Origin of the sequence: Clostridium sp. AM27-28 (genome assembly GCF_003480955.1) — a bacterium.
In the GTDB taxonomy this organism is placed as follows: domain Bacteria; phylum Bacillota; class Clostridia; order Lachnospirales; family Lachnospiraceae; genus Otoolea; species Otoolea fessa.
This window is the reverse complement of record NZ_QUJT01000010.1, coordinates 1-16,890: the sequence shown is the minus strand read 5'-3', so window position 1 is coordinate 16,890 and position 16,890 is coordinate 1. Positions and strand designations below refer to the sequence as shown.

At 47.3% G+C, this 16,890-nt stretch carries 11 protein-coding genes; 7 read left to right on the top strand and 4 right to left on the bottom strand.

Translation table 11 applies throughout. The features are described from left to right. Nucleotide 1: 1 nt before the first annotated feature. From DW720_RS11215 to DW720_RS11190, 6 genes are all read left to right on the top strand, one after another. Nucleotides 2–1,087, top strand: a complete 1,086-nt coding sequence (locus DW720_RS11215) for a TFIIB-type zinc ribbon-containing protein (RefSeq protein ID WP_118749693.1) — start codon at nucleotides 2–4, stop codon at nucleotides 1,085–1,087. Continuing rightward, nucleotides 1,084–1,965, top strand: coding sequence for a TPM domain-containing protein (locus tag DW720_RS11210; RefSeq protein ID WP_118749655.1), 882 nt, complete (start codon nucleotides 1,084–1,086; stop codon nucleotides 1,963–1,965). Before DW720_RS11215 ends, DW720_RS11210 begins: the two co-directional genes overlap by 4 nt. Before the next feature lie 37 nt (nucleotides 1,966–2,002). Further along, nucleotides 2,003–3,514, top strand: coding sequence for an SEL1-like repeat protein (locus DW720_RS11205; RefSeq protein WP_022360287.1), 1,512 nt, complete (start codon nucleotides 2,003–2,005; stop codon nucleotides 3,512–3,514). Between the two features lie 188 nt (nucleotides 3,515–3,702). After that, complete coding sequence (gene thrC, locus DW720_RS11200) at nucleotides 3,703–5,187, top strand: threonine synthase (RefSeq protein WP_118472626.1); 1,485 nt, start codon at nucleotides 3,703–3,705, stop codon at nucleotides 5,185–5,187. A 118-nt stretch (nucleotides 5,188–5,305) separates the two neighbouring features. Next, a complete protein-coding gene (gene fba, locus DW720_RS11195; protein ID WP_022360285.1) occupies nucleotides 5,306–6,169 on the top strand; it encodes a class II fructose-1,6-bisphosphate aldolase in 864 nt (287 codons plus the stop codon). 103 nt (nucleotides 6,170–6,272) lie between these two features. Next, the gene (locus DW720_RS11190) at nucleotides 6,273–8,390 is read left to right on the top strand and encodes a glutamine synthetase III (RefSeq protein ID WP_117796044.1); all 2,118 of its coding nucleotides are present in this window, start codon (nucleotides 6,273–6,275) and stop codon (nucleotides 8,388–8,390) included. Nucleotides 8,391–8,501: 111 nt separating this feature from the next. On the opposite strand, the gene DW720_RS11185 is transcribed toward DW720_RS11190, so the two are convergent. Continuing rightward, nucleotides 8,502–9,872: an N-acetylmuramoyl-L-alanine amidase family protein gene (locus DW720_RS11185; RefSeq protein ID WP_118749654.1), complete on the bottom strand. Its 1,371-nt coding sequence runs from the start codon at nucleotides 9,870–9,872 to the stop codon at nucleotides 8,502–8,504. Between the two features lie 324 nt (nucleotides 9,873–10,196). Next, nucleotides 10,197–11,984, bottom strand: coding sequence for a phosphotransferase (locus DW720_RS11180; RefSeq protein ID WP_118749653.1), 1,788 nt, complete (start codon nucleotides 11,982–11,984; stop codon nucleotides 10,197–10,199). A 630-nt stretch (nucleotides 11,985–12,614) separates the two neighbouring features. On the opposite strand from DW720_RS11180, the gene DW720_RS11175 reads away from it, so the two are divergent. After that, nucleotides 12,615–14,219, top strand: coding sequence for a glucan-binding protein (locus tag DW720_RS11175; RefSeq protein ID WP_118749652.1), 1,605 nt, complete (start codon nucleotides 12,615–12,617; stop codon nucleotides 14,217–14,219). Between the two features lie 93 nt (nucleotides 14,220–14,312). Here the strand turns inward: DW720_RS11175 and DW720_RS11170 are convergent, their stop codons facing one another. Beyond that, a complete protein-coding gene (locus DW720_RS11170) occupies nucleotides 14,313–15,794 on the bottom strand; it encodes an IS1182 family transposase (RefSeq protein WP_118749651.1) in 1,482 nt (493 codons plus the stop codon). A gap of 287 nt (nucleotides 15,795–16,081) precedes the next feature. Continuing rightward, the gene (locus DW720_RS11165; RefSeq protein WP_118638612.1) at nucleotides 16,082–16,369 is read right to left on the bottom strand and encodes a hypothetical protein; all 288 of its coding nucleotides are present in this window, start codon (nucleotides 16,367–16,369) and stop codon (nucleotides 16,082–16,084) included. Between the last annotated feature and the right edge of the window lie 521 nt (nucleotides 16,370–16,890).

Here is a 16,890-nt window from a genome sequence, read left to right as displayed (position 1 = left end):
TATGGAGATACAATCATATAAGTGTCCAAACTGCGGCGGCGGACTGGTGTTTGATCCGAAGACGCAGAAATTTAAATGTGAATACTGCCTCTCAGCGTTTACGGAAGAGACGTTGAAAGAGATGGAAGAGGCAGCCAGAAAGTCAGAGGAAGCTTCGAAGCCGGGTGGAATGCCGGAAGCGGAAAAGATAGAGAGCCAGAAGCAGGCGGAGTCTAAGATGGTTCTCTATACCTGCCCGAGCTGCGGCGCGGAGATTGTGGCACAGGAGACGACAGCATCCACGTACTGCTGTTACTGTCACAATCCGGTGGTTCTTTCGGGAAGTCTGGACGGTAAATACCGCCCGGACGGTCTGATTCCGTTTGAGATCGACAAGAAAAAGGCAAAAGAAATCTTTAAAAACTGGATTCAGAAGAAAAAGTATGTGCCGGATGATTTCTACTCGCCGCGTCAGATGGAGTATCTGGAGGGAATTTATTATCCATATTGGATGTATAGCTGCCAGGTATCCGGTGAGATGCAGGCGGAGGCGCTGCGGAAACGCGTGACGGTGTCGGGGGAGATCGAGTATATCGAGACGAGCCGTTACCATCTGGAGAAAAAGGCGGAGCTTCCCATCAAGGATGTGGCGCGCAACGCGTTAAAGCAGGCGGACCGCAGCCTTGCCGAGACCGTGCTTCCGTTTGATATGAAGAAGCTGCGCCCGTTTCAGGCAGGCTATTTTCTGGGATTTAGGGCGGAGCGGCGCGACCGGGAAAAGGAAGAATTTGCACAGGAGATTGAGCAGGAGATCAAGCAGTATACGAGAGAATCCCTGCAAAATAGCGTCTCCGGCTACGATCATGTGGATATCCGGAACCATCGGGAGACCATCACGGGGGAAAAATGGAACTATGCCATGCTTCCGGTGTGGATGATGACCTATCCGGATCCGAAGAGCGGTCAGATGTACTATTTTGCGATGAATGGGGAAAATGGAAAGGTCTGCGGCGTCCTGCCGGTTGATTCGAAAAAACTGGCGCGCCTGTTTTTGACGATTTTCATTCCTGTGTTTGTACTTTTGCTGTTGGGAGGATACCTGATATGATAGAGAATCAAAATGCGGGAGTCACACAGAAAAAGAAGAAATATGGACGGCTGAAAGATTTTATATGCTTCTCCGTTGCAGCATTTATTTCATTTTCACAGGTCAGCCCTATATGGGCGGCGGAAGGCACGCGCGTCTTCGACGAGGCGGGACTGTTCAGCGCGGAAGAAGTGCAGGAGCTGGAGACACGGATCGATGAGGTGCGTGACTCACAGGATGCCGATCTGGCGGTACTGACAGTCGAGGACGCACAGGGAGAATCGGCGGAAAGCTATGCCGATGATTTTTACGACAGCCACGGACTGGGCGTCGGGGACGATGCGAGTGGTATTCTGCTTTCGATCGATATGGACAACCGGGAGATATACGTTTCTACCACCGGGTATGCGATGAAAGTGCTGACGGATGCGCGGGTAGAGAAGGTGCTGGATGCGGCATATGACAGCGTGGCGGATGGAAACTATGCGGAAGGCGCGTTGGGGGCGATCGACAGCATCGAAAATTATCTGGAGATGGGCGTTCCGGCGGGACAGTATACGCAGGTGCGCGAGGAGAAAAAACATTCCCTGGAATGGTATGAGGCGCTGTTTGCGGCGGTCGCGGCAGCGATCGTGGCGGCACTCCTGTGCTTTTCGGTGATGCGCCAGTATAAGATGCAGAAAGAACACCGCCAGTCGCTGGGTTTCCATATGGCATACCGGGCGGACAGTGCGCTGCATTTTGTCCAAAATGAGGAGCAGTTTGTAAACCGGTCGGTAGTGACCAGACGGATTCCGAAAAATCCGGGTCCGGGCGCTTCGGGCGGTTCGGCTGGAAGGACGACCATACATCAGGGCAGCAGCGGAAGGATGCACGGCGGCGGAGGCAGAAAGTTTTAATTGATACAATTTCGTGTGGAAGGCGGATGAATGATATATGACAATCCTGATGACAGGCTTATGTGAGAAAGGTGCAGACCAGATCTGGAAACAGTGTAACGATGCGATGTACGCCCAGGGAGTTACCTGGCTGGAAGAGGCGGCATATGCGGGCGATGCAGAAGCATGGTTCTTTTTAGGACACTGTTACAGCTGGGGGGACGGGGCTGTCGGGTTCAATGAGAAAAAAGCGTATGAATGTTACCTGCGGGGGGCTTCGGCGGGAAGTGCCCGGGCAGTGTTAGGAGCGCTGCGCGCCGGTCAGTATGACGAACAGATGAAGCAGTCGGCACGTTATTCCATCGAGGAAAGTTACCGTCAGGTGCGGGATGCCGCTGAGATGGGCGATGTCTATGCCGCGTGGCAGATGGGCGAGGCAGTTGAGTGGGAAGATCTGGCCGATTATATGCCGCAGACTGAGAGCGCCCGTGAGCAGTGCCTCTTCTGGTACGAACGGGCGGCGGACGGCGGCATTATCCCGGCGATGGTTAAGATGGGAAAATGCTGCCAGAATGGTACATACCGGGAAAAAGATGAAAAAGAGGCACTTCGCTGGGCGAATCAGTGCGCCGCCAGCGGGGAGGTCTGGGGACTCTTCCAGATGGGGGAACATTACCGCCAGGAAGAAGACTGGGAAGCTGCATTCCAATATGACTATGCGGCGGCAAAGCAGGGGTCTTCCCGCGCCATGCTGTATCTGGGGCAGATGTATTTAAACGGACAGGGCACAGAGCGCGATATCCAGGCGGCCGTCCAGGCGCTGGAAGGAGCCGCGGCGCGGAACGAGGCGGAGAGCTTTGAAGAACTTGGAAATCTGTTCTATCAGGATGAACTGGTGGAGCGCGATGATGAAAAAGCGTTTTACTGGTATGGAAAAGCATATGCGGCAGGCATCAAAGAGGCGGCGCTTCCGTTAGCCCGCCTGTATCTGCGCCCGTCCGACGAGCAGGACACCGTCCGGGCAGAAAAACTTCTGCGGGAGGCAGCTGGGATCGAGACGGACGGACAGGCAAGTCTGGCGCTTGGAAATATCTATCGGGATGGTCTGAACGGCGAGATTGATATGAAGCAGGCGGTTTCCTGGTACGAAAAAGGCGCTTCGCAGGGAAATCCAGAGTGCATGGAGATTCTTGGATGCCTGTATTTCCAGGGCGAAGAGGGAGTAGACCGCGATTATGCAAAAGCATTTGAGTGGCTGAACCGGTGCGAAGAAGCCGGAAGCCTGCAGTCTGCATCCAAGTTAGGCTATCTCTATATGAAGGGAGAAGGCTGCACCGCCGATGAAAATAAGGCGAAGGAGCTTTTTGAGCGGGCGGCACAGACGGAATGTGACGGATATGCACTCTATGAGCTTGGATTTATCTACGAACGGAAAAATGAATCCCCGGAAGATCTCGAGCGGGCGGCACAGTGCTACCAGAAAGCGATCGAGATGGGAAATGAGAGTGCTTCACGGCGGTTTTCCCATTTTAAGAAGGGATTGTTTGGGCGCTGGAAGATCACGTATTAAGGGGGAATTTTTCTTGCGCTGTGCCATAAAGTATGATAGAATTTTTAACTAAAGTGAGCAGGGGGTCCCGTAACTTTGCGGGAGAACTGCAAAACCACACAGAACACTTACATGGCAGAAAGTTTGACTCCGGCATCCTTTGCAAAGATGGGGACGATGGGGAAAGATAAAAAGAGAGGATGAAAATCATGGCAATCAATTACAGCAGTACCCGTGGCGGTGAAAACAACGTAACGGCTTCGATGGCGATCTTAAAGGGACTGGCAGCAGACGGCGGCCTGTTCATGCCGGATCATATCCCGGTGTTAGATTGCAGCCTGGAAGAATTATCCCATAAAACATATCAGGAAGTAGCTTATGCAGTTATGAAGCAGTTTCTGACTGATTTCACAGAGGAAGAGCTGAAAACCTGTATCGAGCGCGCTTACGACAGTAAGTTTGATACGGAAGAGATTGCGCCGCTTGTCAAAGCAGACGGAGCATATTATCTGGAGCTGTTCCACGGAAGCACGATTGCCTTCAAGGATATGGCGCTCTCGATCCTGCCGCATCTGATGACCGTATCGGCGAAGAAGAACCATGCGGAGAATACGATCGTGATCCTGACCGCAACCTCCGGCGATACCGGAAAGGCAGCGATGGCTGGTTTTGCAGACGTTGAGGGAACCAGAATTATCGTATTTTACCCGAAGGACGGCGTCAGCCGTGTGCAGGAGCTGCAGATGCTGACCCAGAAGGGCGCGAACACAAGCGTTGTCGGTATTTCCGGAAACTTTGATGATGCACAGAGCGGTGTCAAGAAAATCTTTGGTGACAAAGAATTTGCCAAAGAATTAGCAGGCAGAGGCTATCAGCTCTCTTCCGCAAACTCCATCAACATCGGTCGTCTCGTACCACAGGTTGTGTACTATGTATATGCGTATGCAAAGCTGCTTGAAAACGGCGAGATCGAGAACGGTGAGAAGATCAATGTAACCGTTCCGACCGGAAACTTCGGCAATATCTTAGCTGCTTATTTTGCAAAACAGATGGGTGTGCCGATCGACAAGCTGATCTGCGCGTCCAATGACAATAAAGTTCTGTACGACTTCTTTAAGACAGGCGTATATGACAAGAACCGTCCATTCATCCTGACCTCTTCTCCGTCGATGGATATTCTGATTTCCAGCAACCTGGAACGTCTGATTTATCTCTCCACCGGCTGCGATGCGGAGGAGACCAAGAAACGCATGGAAGAGCTTTCGAAAGATGGCAAATATTCGGTTACCGACGAGATGCGTGCGCGTATGGCAGATTTTGTCGGCGGTTATGCTGATCAGGCGGCAAATGCAGCCGAGATCAAGCGTCTCTATGATGAGACCGGTTATATGATCGATACGCATACCGGCGTTGCATCCTGCGTATACCATAACTATGTGAAGGAGACAGGCGATACCAAGAAGACAGTTATCGCATCGACGGCAAGCCCATATAAATTCTCCCGCAGCGTCATGGAGGCAATCTTCGGCAGCGAAGAAGGCAAGGGCGAGTTCGAGCTTATCGACGAGATGGAGAAAGCATCCGGCGTGAAGATCCCGCAGGCGATCGAGGAGATCCGCAAGGCAGAGATCCGTCACAACCGCCAGTGCAAGCCGGAGGAGATGGAGAAGACCGTTTCGGAGATTTTACAGTAAAAGTTACAAAATATTAAAATAATTGCCTGTTATTTTTTTGACAGGCTAGGCAAATACTGAATTATGGTATATAATAGACTCTGGTTAGATCAAAAAGAGACAACGAGGAGGTTTGTATATGTTAGTTAGTGCGAAGGAAATGCTTCAGAAGGCAAGAGATGGCAAATATGCGGTTGGTCAGTTCAACATCAACAATCTTGAATGGACCAAAGCGATTTTACTGACGGCACAGGAGCAGAACTCACCGGTTATCTTAGGTGTATCTGAGGGCGCAGGCAAGTATATGACTGGCTTTAAGACAGTATCTGCGATGGTAAAAGCGATGATCGAAGAGCTGAACATCACGGTTCCGGTTGCGCTGCATCTGGATCACGGCACCTACGAGGGCTGCTACAAATGTATCGATGCGGGATTTTCTTCCATCATGTTTGACGGCTCCCATTATCCGATCGCCGAGAACGTAGAGAAAACCAAAGAATTAGTCAAAGTCTGCGCGGAGAAAGGTATTTCCCTGGAGGCTGAGGTTGGTTCCATCGGCGGCGAGGAAGACGGCGTGATCGGTATGGGCGAATGTGCAGATCCGAACGAGTGCAAGGCGATTGCAGACCTCGGAGTTGATATGCTGGCAGCAGGTATCGGCAATATCCACGGCAAATATCCGGCAAACTGGCCAGGCTTAAGCTTTGAGACGCTGGCAGCCGTAAAAGAAAAAGTAGGCGATATGCCGCTGGTTCTTCACGGTGGTACCGGTATTCCGGAAGATATGATCAAGAAAGCCATTTCTTTAGGTGTAGCGAAGATTAATGTAAATACTGAGTGCCAGCTGGCATTTGCAGAGGCAACCCGCCAGTATATCGAGGCTGGTAAGGATCAGCAGGGCAAAGGATTTGACCCGCGTAAACTTCTTGCACCTGGTTTTGAGGCGATCAAAGAGACGGTTAAGACAAAGATGGAACTGTTCGGTTCTATCGGAAAAGCCTGATGAATAAGTAAGGTTCATGACCGGACTGCAGGGATGTACATTTCGCAACGCGGATATACATACCGGCGGTCCGGTCTGTTTTCATATTAATGTGAGGGATTGAATGAGCGAGATTATCAATGTACCGGAAATTTTCGGAAAAAATGTGTTTAATGACAAGGCGATGCAGGAACGCCTTCCGAAAAGTGTTTACAAAAAACTGAAGAAAACCATTGAAGACGGAGCTGAGCTGGATCCGTCCATCGCAGATGTTGTCGCACACGCGATGAAAGACTGGGCGATCGAGCGCGGTGCGACGCATTATTCCCATTGGTTCCAGCCGCTGACCGGCATTACGGCAGAAAAACATGATGCGTTTATCTCCGTACCGGATTCCAACGGACGCGTTATCATGGAGTTTTCCGGTAAAGAGCTGATTAAGGGCGAGCCGGATGCATCCTCGTTTCCGTCGGGCGGACTTCGTTCCACCTTTGAGGCACGCGGCTATACAACCTGGGATTGTACTTCCCCGGCATTTCTGCGGGAAGATACGCTGGGCGTGACACTCTACATACCGACTGCATTCTGTTCGTACCGCGGCGAAGCACTGGATAAGAAGACACCGCTGCTGCGTTCCATGCAGGCAATCAACGAGCAGGCACTCCGGATTCTCCGCCTGTTTGGAAATACGACTTCCCACCGGGTGATTCCGTATGTGGGACCGGAGCAGGAGTATTTTCTGGTTGATAAGAACAAATATTTACAGAGAAAAGACCTGATCTACACCGGTCGTACCCTGTTTGGCGCGATGCCGCCGAAAGGACAGGAGATGGATGATCACTATTTTGGAAGCATCCGTCCGAGAGTCGGTGCGTTCATGAAAGAGTTAAATGAGACATTGTGGCGTCTGGGGGTCAGTGCAAAGACACAGCACAACGAAGTTGCACCAGCACAGCATGAATTAGCGCCAACCTATTGTCAGGTCAATCTGGCAGTCGATCACAACCAGATGGTCATGGAGGCGATGAAGCGTGTCGCAGGACATCACGGCCTGACCTGTCTGCTGCATGAGAAACCATTTGACGGAATCAATGGTTCCGGTAAGCACAACAACTGGTCCCTGACGAGCGACGACGGCATCAACATGATGAATCCGGGCGAGACGCCGCACGAAAATGTACAGTTTCTTCTGGTTCTGGCGTGCATCATGAAAGCAGTTGACAGACACGCGGATCTGCTGCGCGAGTCCACCGCGATTCCGGGCAACGATCATCGTCTGGGTGCGGCAGAGGCGCCGCCAGCGATCATCTCTATTTTCCTGGGCGAGCAGCTGGAGGATGTTATCGATCAGCTGTGCAGCACGGGCGAAGCCGCACATTCTAAGAAAGGCGAGGTACTTCAGACGGGAGTAGCGACACTTCCGGATTTCGTCAAGGATGCAACCGACCGCAACCGTACTTCACCGTTTGCGTTTACCGGTAACAAATTCGAGTTCCGTATGGTTGGTTCTTCGGATTCTGTTTCATCCCCGAACGTCGTGCTCAACACGATCGTGGCAGAAGCGTTTAAAGAGGCTGCGGACGAATTGGAAAACAGCGATGATTTTGACAGCGCAGTCCATGATATCATCAAGCGTCTGTTTGCAGAGCACCGCCGTATCATTTTCAGCGGAAATGGTTATTCTGAGGAATGGGTTAAAGAGGCAGAGCGCCGTGGACTCCCGAACCTGAAAGCGGGTATCGATTCTGTCGAGGCAATCCGGACCGAGAAAGCGATCAAGCTCTTTGAAGAATTTGGCGTGTACACCCGGACCGAGCTGGAATCCCGTGCCGAGATCGAGTATGAGGCATATTCCAAGACTGTTAACATCGAGGCGAAGACGATGATCGACATGGCAGGCAAGCAGATCATCCCGGCGGTTGTCAAATATACGACTCAGCTTGCTTCCTCCCTGACAGCCGTCCGGACTGCCTGTGAGGAGGCCGATGTCAGTGTCCAGAAAGAACTGCTTTTAGAGACCTCTGATAAACTCTCAGAGATGAAAGTGGCATTGGCGGCACTCAAAGATATCCTGGCAAAGGCATCTGCGATCAAGGATAACAAAGAAAAAGCATTCGCCTATCTGCATGAGGTATGCCCGGCGATGGTAGCTCTCCGTAAACCGGCAGACGAGCTGGAAATGCTGGTAGATAAAGAGTTATGGCCGTTCCCGAGTTATGGGGATTTGGTGTTTGAGGTGTAGGCAGCTTTTAGAAGGTATGATTTTAATTAAAAAGATTTTGACCATCGATATAGGCTATGAATCGTTGGTCAAAATCTTTTTTATTTCAATTATATATTTTGCAAATACGGTTTATTTCCGTCCAGGACCCTGCGTCTGTCCCTCCTGAATCGTATCGCCCTGATTGGAGGTAAATCCGTTAATCCGTTTATCGGACGAATTTGACGAAGAGCCTGACGAGCTGGAGTTCGATGTCGTCGGTGCGGTGTAAGTCGTGCCGTTGCTGTAGATGCGGCTTGGTACATTGCCGGTATCGCTGGTGGAACTGCTGCTTGTCTGGTTATTCGAAGAGCCTGACGAACTGGAAGTCCCGCCCGGCGTGGAAGTGGAGCTGCTGTAGCCGCTTCCAGGAATCGGAACGGTTGTGCCCGACGAAGAACCATTTGACGAGCTGGAGCTGTTGGAACTTCCCGGTGCAGTAAAACTGGTCGAAGGATCGGAACTATTCGAATTGTTGGTGTTACCTGAACTGGAGGTCCCTGAATTGGAATTGTTCGAAGCCGTTCCGCTTGGCCCCGAAGTGCTGCTTGAAGAAGAAATGCCAGACGAAGTCCCTGTTCCCTGTGAAGCACTTGGGTCAAAATAGCTGTCGCTCATGCCGGAGAGACTGGACGGTGGATTCTGGCACGCACCGCTCTTGGCAAAGGTGTATTTCACCGAATCAATCGTCCGGGTTGTGTTCGAAGCCATCTTACCGTTCTCATCCAGATAATAGTAGGTGCCGGATACCTTAATCCAGCCTTTCTGACGGTGTCCGTACTCATTGAAATAGTACCAGGTGCCGTCGATCTGCTTCCAGCCGCGGCTCATATTGCCGTCTGTCTTGTCCATGTAGTAGGTGTTTCCGTTGCTGTCATTGAGCCAGCCAGTCAGCATCTTGCCATCATGGAGATAGTAGTATTCATTTTTAATAAGCTGCCAACCGGTCAGCATTTTTCCATTTTCGTCGAGATAATACCAGGTGCTGTTTACCTTCTGCCATCCAGTCCGCATCGCCCCGTCCGTGCCGAAATAGTACCAGGTGCCGTTGTCCATCTTCTGCCAGTTGGTAAACATCCGTCCATCCTCACCCAGATAATACCAGACCGTATCAAGCTGGAGCCAGCCCTTCTGCATCACACCGTACTGGTTAAAATAGTACCAGTAGTTGTTGATTTTCTGCCATTTAGTCATCATCTCGCCGCTCTGGTTGAAATAATACCAGGCGGAAGTGGATGAATCCTGACGCCATCCAGTCACCATCTTGCCGGTCGAATCATCCATATAATAATATTTCTCTCCGATATGTACCCATCCGGTATGCTTCTGACCGTCGTCGGTCATGTAGTACCAGTAGTTTCCGTCCTTCAGCCATCCGGCCGCACGGCTCTGGGAAGAAGGAAGCAGCCCCATGGCACCGATCAGGCAGGCAAGCCCAAGCAGTTTTGCATATCTTTTCCGCATCGCGTATCCCCCTTGCAATGTGATTTATCGTTATTTATGATTACAGTAGAAATTAATATCAAAGATGTTGGGGTCAAAAGGCATTTTGACCCCTCTGATACCAGATTGCTCCGCACTATATGCTCCCGCAATCTTCAAAAACATTCGTAATTCGCTCATTTTTCTTTGAAAAATGGCTACTTACTCATGTTTTTGGCGGGTCCCAAGGGCAAAAATTCTCCTGCAAGCAAGCTTGCGTCGAACTTCTGACCTTTTGACCCTGGTATCATATCAAATTACTTTATAAGTATAACATAGAAAAATGTAAAATACCTAACGGAAATATTACAATTTTAACAAGCCCTCGGAAACAATTTTTCGATAATAATTTTTAGCATACCGGTACATCACGATCGTGTAATCGCCAAATTCGCGTCCTTCCATACTCTTGAAGACCGCCCAGAGCGCCCACAGGAAACCTCCGAGCGCCGCATAGGCATACGTGACAAAACGTTCCTCGTCCGATGGGGCATGCTGAAGATATTCTTCCAGAAGGTGGTCAAGCTCTTCCTGTGAATAATATGAATAAATACTGCACATCGCAATATCAATGAGCGGATCGCACATGCCTGCATACTCCCAGTCGATCAGACGCAGGGAGCCGTCCGGCAGAAACAGGAAATTGTCTGCAACCGAGTCAATGTGGGAGAGGCAGCAAGGACGTTCCAGTGTATCCAGCCGATCCATCAGTTCATTCATCCGGGCGCGGACTGCCGGGTAGTCCTCGAACAGCATTTCCTCATGTCCGCGGCAGATCCTCTCATAAAAATCAATCCGTTCCCGGATGCGGAACGTGTGCGGAACCGTCACGCCGGAATGATGCAGCTTCCGCAGCATCTCCATGCAGGCGGCCATCTCCTGCGGGTTCTTTGCATCCGCATTCCGAGCGCCCTCATAATACTGGGCGATCTTGTAGCCGGTTTTTCCGTCAAAATACAAAATATGTTCGGTAATGCCAAGCGGTGTGACCGCCTTGTAAACAGCCTCCTCCTCTTTCCGGTTAATCAGAAATTCTGTTCCCGGACCCGGAATGCGGCAGATATAATGTTTTCCATCCAGTTCAAACAGGAACGACTGGTTTGTCATACCAGATTTGAGACAGCGGATGTTGTGTATCGCTTCCTCTTTTACATTGAAAACGTGTGCGACCAGCTGCATGGCGGCATTGTCCGAATGATTCTGATATTTCGGATCAAACAGGCGCAGTTCTTCCAGGTTTTCAAACTCATAGACCTGATCCGCCGGCTGGCAGTTCATCGAAAAATCCAGTTCTTTGATATGATCGACGACAACCTGTTCCCAGTACCATTGTTCTGTGCCAGGCTGATGATAGGCTTCCTCAATGAGCGGAATCAGCTGGTTGGAAAAATCACGCGAGAGGAACGCAGGTCCATACATGACCCAGGAATCATGCCCACCGACCTGCACCGATGTGATACGCCCCTTTTTATTAGAAGAAAGACACCATTCCGACGTTTCACCATCCATGTAAACAGAAGAGTACCATGCGCCGCACTCATATTTATGGTACATATTGTTTCGAATCCAGTTGTCCGAGACAAGCAGATACATATTGCGACCGCGGAACAGCTCGCGGGCATGGTAGATCGTAGCCAGATTATTTTTGGTGGCGTACTCCGGGTTATAGAGGAGTTTGACCTGATATTTGTCGATCAGATATTCAAACTTTTCCTTTAAATAACCGACGATAATTGTGATATCCGTGATCCCCGCTTCATGGAGCTGCTTGATCTGGCGCTCAATCATTCGCTCGCCAAACACTTCCAGAAGCCCCTTCGGCGTCTCAAACGTCAGCGGCACAAACCGGGAGCCAAACCCGGCGGCGGTAATGACGGCGCCATCCACTTTAAATTGTTCCAGATACTTAAGCCCCTGTTCGGTCAGCAGATATTTCCCCGTATCCATATCCGTCATGAGAAATGCCTCTTCCAGGCAGTCCCCAAGCAATTTATTCACAGTCCCCAGGGAAAGATTCAAAATCGAAGCAAGCTCCCGCTGGGTCACATCCGGATTCTCATAGAAACTCCGGCAGATCAGTCCATAGCGATCCATATAAAACCTCCTGAATTATTAAATTCTTTTATTTTTCTCTTATATATTCACGTATTTCGTCATCATTATAGATGGATAAGAGTGAAAATAGGTTCTAGCTGTTGTGTGTTCAAAAAATAAAATTAAAAGTGATATATGAACATTATAGCATAAACACAGAGAAAGTAAACGGAAAAAGCAATGCTGCGGGGGGAAGAATAAAGACTGTTACTGGGCACGTATGCGTGAACAGTGACGAAAGGCTTGATAAGGTGGTCTGTGGGAAATAAGAAACGTAAAAAATACTGGAAATATAGGCATTTTGGCGGTTAAAACATGATTGTACAAATATAAATACAATTACGAAACTATAAAGAATTTTCGTAAAAAATCCGTAAGAAAATGCACAGATAAATGTTATGGTATTTTGGAAAAACGTGTATTATAATGTGGGTGTATCGGAGAAAGGCAGTACTTCACAGGGAAGAGAAACATAGGAAATACAGACAATATTCCACTTCAAAATAAAAAGTTGGAAATTCTGTAAAAAAACTATTGATAATTTTCCATATCCGAAGTATAATGACCTGGTAATGCAGTTAGGATTTCGAGAAAAATATTTCAAAAAGTAAAAAGGAGAGTGCATTAATTATGAGAAAGCAGACTAAATTAGTTGCAGTACTTTCTGCAGCAGCTTTACTCGCTATGGGTGCTTCCATGACTTCTTTCGCAGCTGGTTGGGAGAAAGATGACGCTGGAGTTTGGCACTACTATGACAGCGATGATGAGATGGTAACCGATGAGTGGAAGAAAGATGGCGGTAAATGGTTCCATCTTGACGAAGATGGTGAGATGGAGACAGATACATGGGTAGATGATGACTACTATGTAGCTGAAGATGGTCATATGCTGACCAACGAGTGGAAAAAGACCATGGCTGATGAGGATGAAGATGATCCGGAAGACGGCGGCGAGCATTGGTACTACTTCAACAACAAAGGTAAAAAAGTTACCGATACAGATAAGAAGATCAATGGCAAGACCTACTACTTCAACGAAGATGGTGAGATGCAGTATGGCTGGCACGAGGAAGACGGCAACGCATACTACTTAGGTACTGAGGACGAAGGTTGGAGAGCTGAGTCTCAGTGGCTGTGGCTTGAGAAATCCGGTAACAATGAGAACGATCTGGATGATGATGATGATCTGGAAGTAGTTCTTGATTGTTCTGAAGATGACAACTGTGATGATGAGGGTTGGTACTGGTTCCAGTCTTCTGGTAAAGCATATCATGACACAGGCAAGAAGAAAATCAACGGCAAATACTATATGTTCAACGAGCACGGTCAGATGCTGTACGAGTGGATTGATGGTAAGGCTGTTGAACAGGGTTCCAACGCACAGCTTGATGGTAACCTTGCTAAGGGCGAATTAGCTACAACCAGCGTAATGAGATACTACAACGAAGTTGAAGATGGTTCCAGAGGTAACGGCTGGTATCAGATCGACGGCGCTGAGGATCTGGATGCTGATGGTGATACAGACTGGTACTACATCGATGACGGTGAAGTTAAATACGCTGATGGCGGTTCCAAAGACTTCGCTACTTACGATGATGACGGAGCTGTATACGTTCAGAGAATCAAAATTGAAGGTAAATACTTCTCCTTCAACGAAAAAGGTCAGATGCAGGATGGCTTACAGTACTGCCAGGCTGACGGCGGATTCTACTACTTCGATGCCAACGGCTATCAGAAGACTGGCCGCGTAACATCTGTAGAGAACGACGATGATGATTACACATTCTACTTCAACACCAAGAATGGTAAGAATGGTCTTGGCTACAATGGTCTGAAAGATGATTATCTGTACTTCAACGGTAAGAGACTGGATGCAGATGATGACTACAGACTGTACTACTATGATAGAGATATCTATCTGACCAATACCAAGGGTAAAGTTCAGAAGACCTCCAAGAAGTATGACATCGAGAACAAGGGCATCGCTGAGGATGATGTAAAAGTAGAGATCAGCGGCAAGAAAGTTGTATCCGTTACTTTAGCTAGCGGTAGGACAATCAAAGCTGAGGATCTGATTGCTGATGCAGAAGCTCAGTTTGGTAAAGATGTTGTTACAGAGGATCAGATCGTATCTGTACCGTTCATCCAGCTGTATGATGACGATATTTATACCTACACAAATCTGGCTGATACTAAGGCTGTTGAAGGTTGGTTAGGATTAAACAACAATAAATAATTTTAAGTTTTATCGTTAATTAAAACTTTATACTAAGAGGGGCTGCCGCATTCTATGCGGCAGTCAGACTGTAGACAAACTTGGTGCTGGGTGTTATGCCCAGTACCATTTTTCTTTAAATTTTGATTTTACTCTTGTTCTTAGCTCAAAATATAAAAAAGTGGCTGTATTCCAGCCTCGTTTTTCCAGAATCTTTGCCAGTTTTTTCAGATTCATGCATGCAAAGGTAAGCCCGGCTTTCATCTCCATCCGCGCCTTTCCTACATATTGCGTATATCGAAATCCATGCTGTTCTTTCGCTGTACCGAATATCCTCTCTATGGTTTCTTTTCTTAACTGATAGATCTGTCTGTTTCCTATCGTGTGCCGAATGTCTTCTGCCACTTCCATATATTCTTCCCATACATGACGTGTGATCATTTTTACATGATCCTTACTTTCTGTGCATTTTGAAAGATATTGGCATTCAGCACAATGTTTACCGCAGCTTTTATACTCTTTATATCCACTTCTGTTTGTTGTACTGTATGTCAATATATGTGCTCCCGGACATATATAACAATCATAGTATTCATCATATGCGAATTCGTGTTTTCCGAAAAAGCCTTCTTTGGTCTTGGGACGGGTATACGGAAAAAGTGGTTGAATTCCATCTTCCAACAGCTGATGGGCGATTGCCGGAGTTTTATATCCTGCATCTGCAACTACCATCTGCGGATTCAGTTTAGATATCTTATCGTATAATGCCTTAAAAGTACGACTGTCATTCTCATTACCAGGATGTACTGTATATCCAAGGATCCAGCCATGTTTATCACAGGCAGTTTCTACAGCATATGCAAAAACGTGTTTATGTTCACCCTTTCGAAACCATCCACTTTCCGGATCGCTGATGCTGCATTTTTGTGTTTTCACATCTTCAGGAAGTTCTTCAGATATAGAATCCTTATCATTTCCGGTTCCACCGGATGCAGGTGGCTGGTTATCATCTTTTTTCTTCAATGGCTTTTTTCCATGTGCCAGACGATCTTTTTCAATCTCTTTATTTAATTCCTCTTCATACCAGAGAGCCTGTTCGTGTGCAACCCGCTTACGCATTTTTTTACTGTTTGCACAGGCTTTTACATGTGTTGCATCCACGAAGATCTGTTCTGTATTTACAAGCTTATATTTCATACAATCTTCCAAAATCTTTGAAAAGATCTGCTCAAAAAGGTCTGTATCTTTGAAACGGCGGGTATAATTCTTTCCAAATGTAGAAAAATGAGGTACTGGATCTAACATGTCTAGTCCGAGAAACCAGCGGTATGCAACGTTTACCTCAATCTCTTTCATGGTCTGACGCATGCTTTTTATCCCATAGAGATACTGAATGAATGGTATCTTTATCAGCATGACGGGATCCATACTGGGACGGCCGTTATTCGGACAGTATTTTTCTTCAACCAGATCATAAATAAAATTCCAATTGATTGCCCTATCAATTAATCGCAGCATATGGTTTTGAGGTACCATATCATCCATGGAAAACATCATCATTTGTTCTCTTTTTTTATCTGCATTTTTCGTCATCATAAAAAACACCGCCCTTCTGATATTTATTATATCAGAAAAGCGGTTCCAACAATAGCAAAACCCTGCAAAAGCAGGGCTTTGTCTACAGTCTGGCTGCCGCATTCTATGCGGCAGTTCTTTTTGTTATTCGGGAAATATGCTGTTAGTTGGAATTAACTATGATTTGAAAACCAGAAAACATGAATGCAAAATTGTTGAGTTTATAAAATAATAGATCCAGTAATTTCTATAATAAAAAGTGTGATCAAGTTTTTTGAATGAAAATTTAATCACACTTTTTATAATAATTATTTTTCTTTTGCCTGAGCACAGCGGCTAAATCCCCATTCACTCACATACAACACAGCCGCTGCTGGAATTGCTGTCACGCACACAACAATCAGATTGAACAACCACTTGAAGTTTGTGATAAAATGCAGACTCTGGGGAACGGTAATTTTATCATACAGAAAAGCCAAAATCTGCGGATCCCTTGTCAAGATAAAAGCTAGAAATGCAACTCCTGCTCCAAGCACAACTGCCATACCAAAGAGCATCCCCCAGACACTCCATTTTGTCTTAGAATCTATCATCATGCGTTATATCCTCCTTGAATTTGATGGTTGTAGTGTAACGCATAGATGTGTTTCTTTTGTGAAAAGAATAGGAAATATTTCTTAAACGGGGAAGTTAGGATTTTGTTTCACTTAACGAATCTTCTAATCGTTTTATAAACTCAAATATGGATGTTCGGCATTTTTTTACAGCAAGAAGTACGATGTAGAGAACAAAGATATCGATGCTGAGGTTTATGTAACAATCAACAAGAACAGCAAGTCTGTAGCTAGCGTTGGTGATGAAACTGCAGAGACTCTTATCAACCATATCAAGTTTGTAAATGACTACTCAAATACAAGCGATATCATGGAAGATACAAAGGTATCTGTACCGTTCATCCAGCTGTATGATGATAACTTGTATACCTATACAAAAGGAACTGGTTCTGTTATACCGACTTGGATTGCTAAGAACTAATTTTTGAAATTAATTTGAAGCAATAATAGAAGGGGCTGTCGCACTAAGGTGCGGCAGCTTCGTGTTTTTATCCAACACAAAA

Coding starts and splice junctions, on each gene's coding strand:
- DW720_RS11165 (WP_118638612.1), bottom strand. CDS start 16,369: ATGATGATAGATTCTAAGACAAAATGGAGTGTCTGGGGGATGCTCTTT.
- DW720_RS11185 (WP_118749654.1), bottom strand. CDS start 9,872: ATGCGGAAAAGATATGCAAAACTGCTTGGGCTTGCCTGCCTGATCGGT.
- DW720_RS11180 (WP_118749653.1), bottom strand. CDS start 11,984: ATGGATCGCTATGGACTGATCTGCCGGAGTTTCTATGAGAATCCGGAT.
- DW720_RS11215 (WP_118749693.1), top strand. CDS start 2: ATGGAGATACAATCATATAAGTGTCCAAACTGCGGCGGCGGACTGGTG.
- DW720_RS11170 (WP_118749651.1), bottom strand. CDS start 15,794: ATGATGACGAAAAATGCAGATAAAAAAAGAGAACAAATGATGATGTTT.
- DW720_RS11205 (WP_022360287.1), top strand. CDS start 2,003: ATGACAATCCTGATGACAGGCTTATGTGAGAAAGGTGCAGACCAGATC.
- DW720_RS11175 (WP_118749652.1), top strand. CDS start 12,615: ATGAGAAAGCAGACTAAATTAGTTGCAGTACTTTCTGCAGCAGCTTTA.
- DW720_RS11210 (WP_118749655.1), top strand. CDS start 1,084: ATGATAGAGAATCAAAATGCGGGAGTCACACAGAAAAAGAAGAAATAT.
- DW720_RS11190 (WP_117796044.1), top strand. CDS start 6,273: ATGAGCGAGATTATCAATGTACCGGAAATTTTCGGAAAAAATGTGTTT.
- fba (WP_022360285.1), top strand. CDS start 5,306: ATGTTAGTTAGTGCGAAGGAAATGCTTCAGAAGGCAAGAGATGGCAAA.
- thrC (WP_118472626.1), top strand. CDS start 3,703: ATGGCAATCAATTACAGCAGTACCCGTGGCGGTGAAAACAACGTAACG.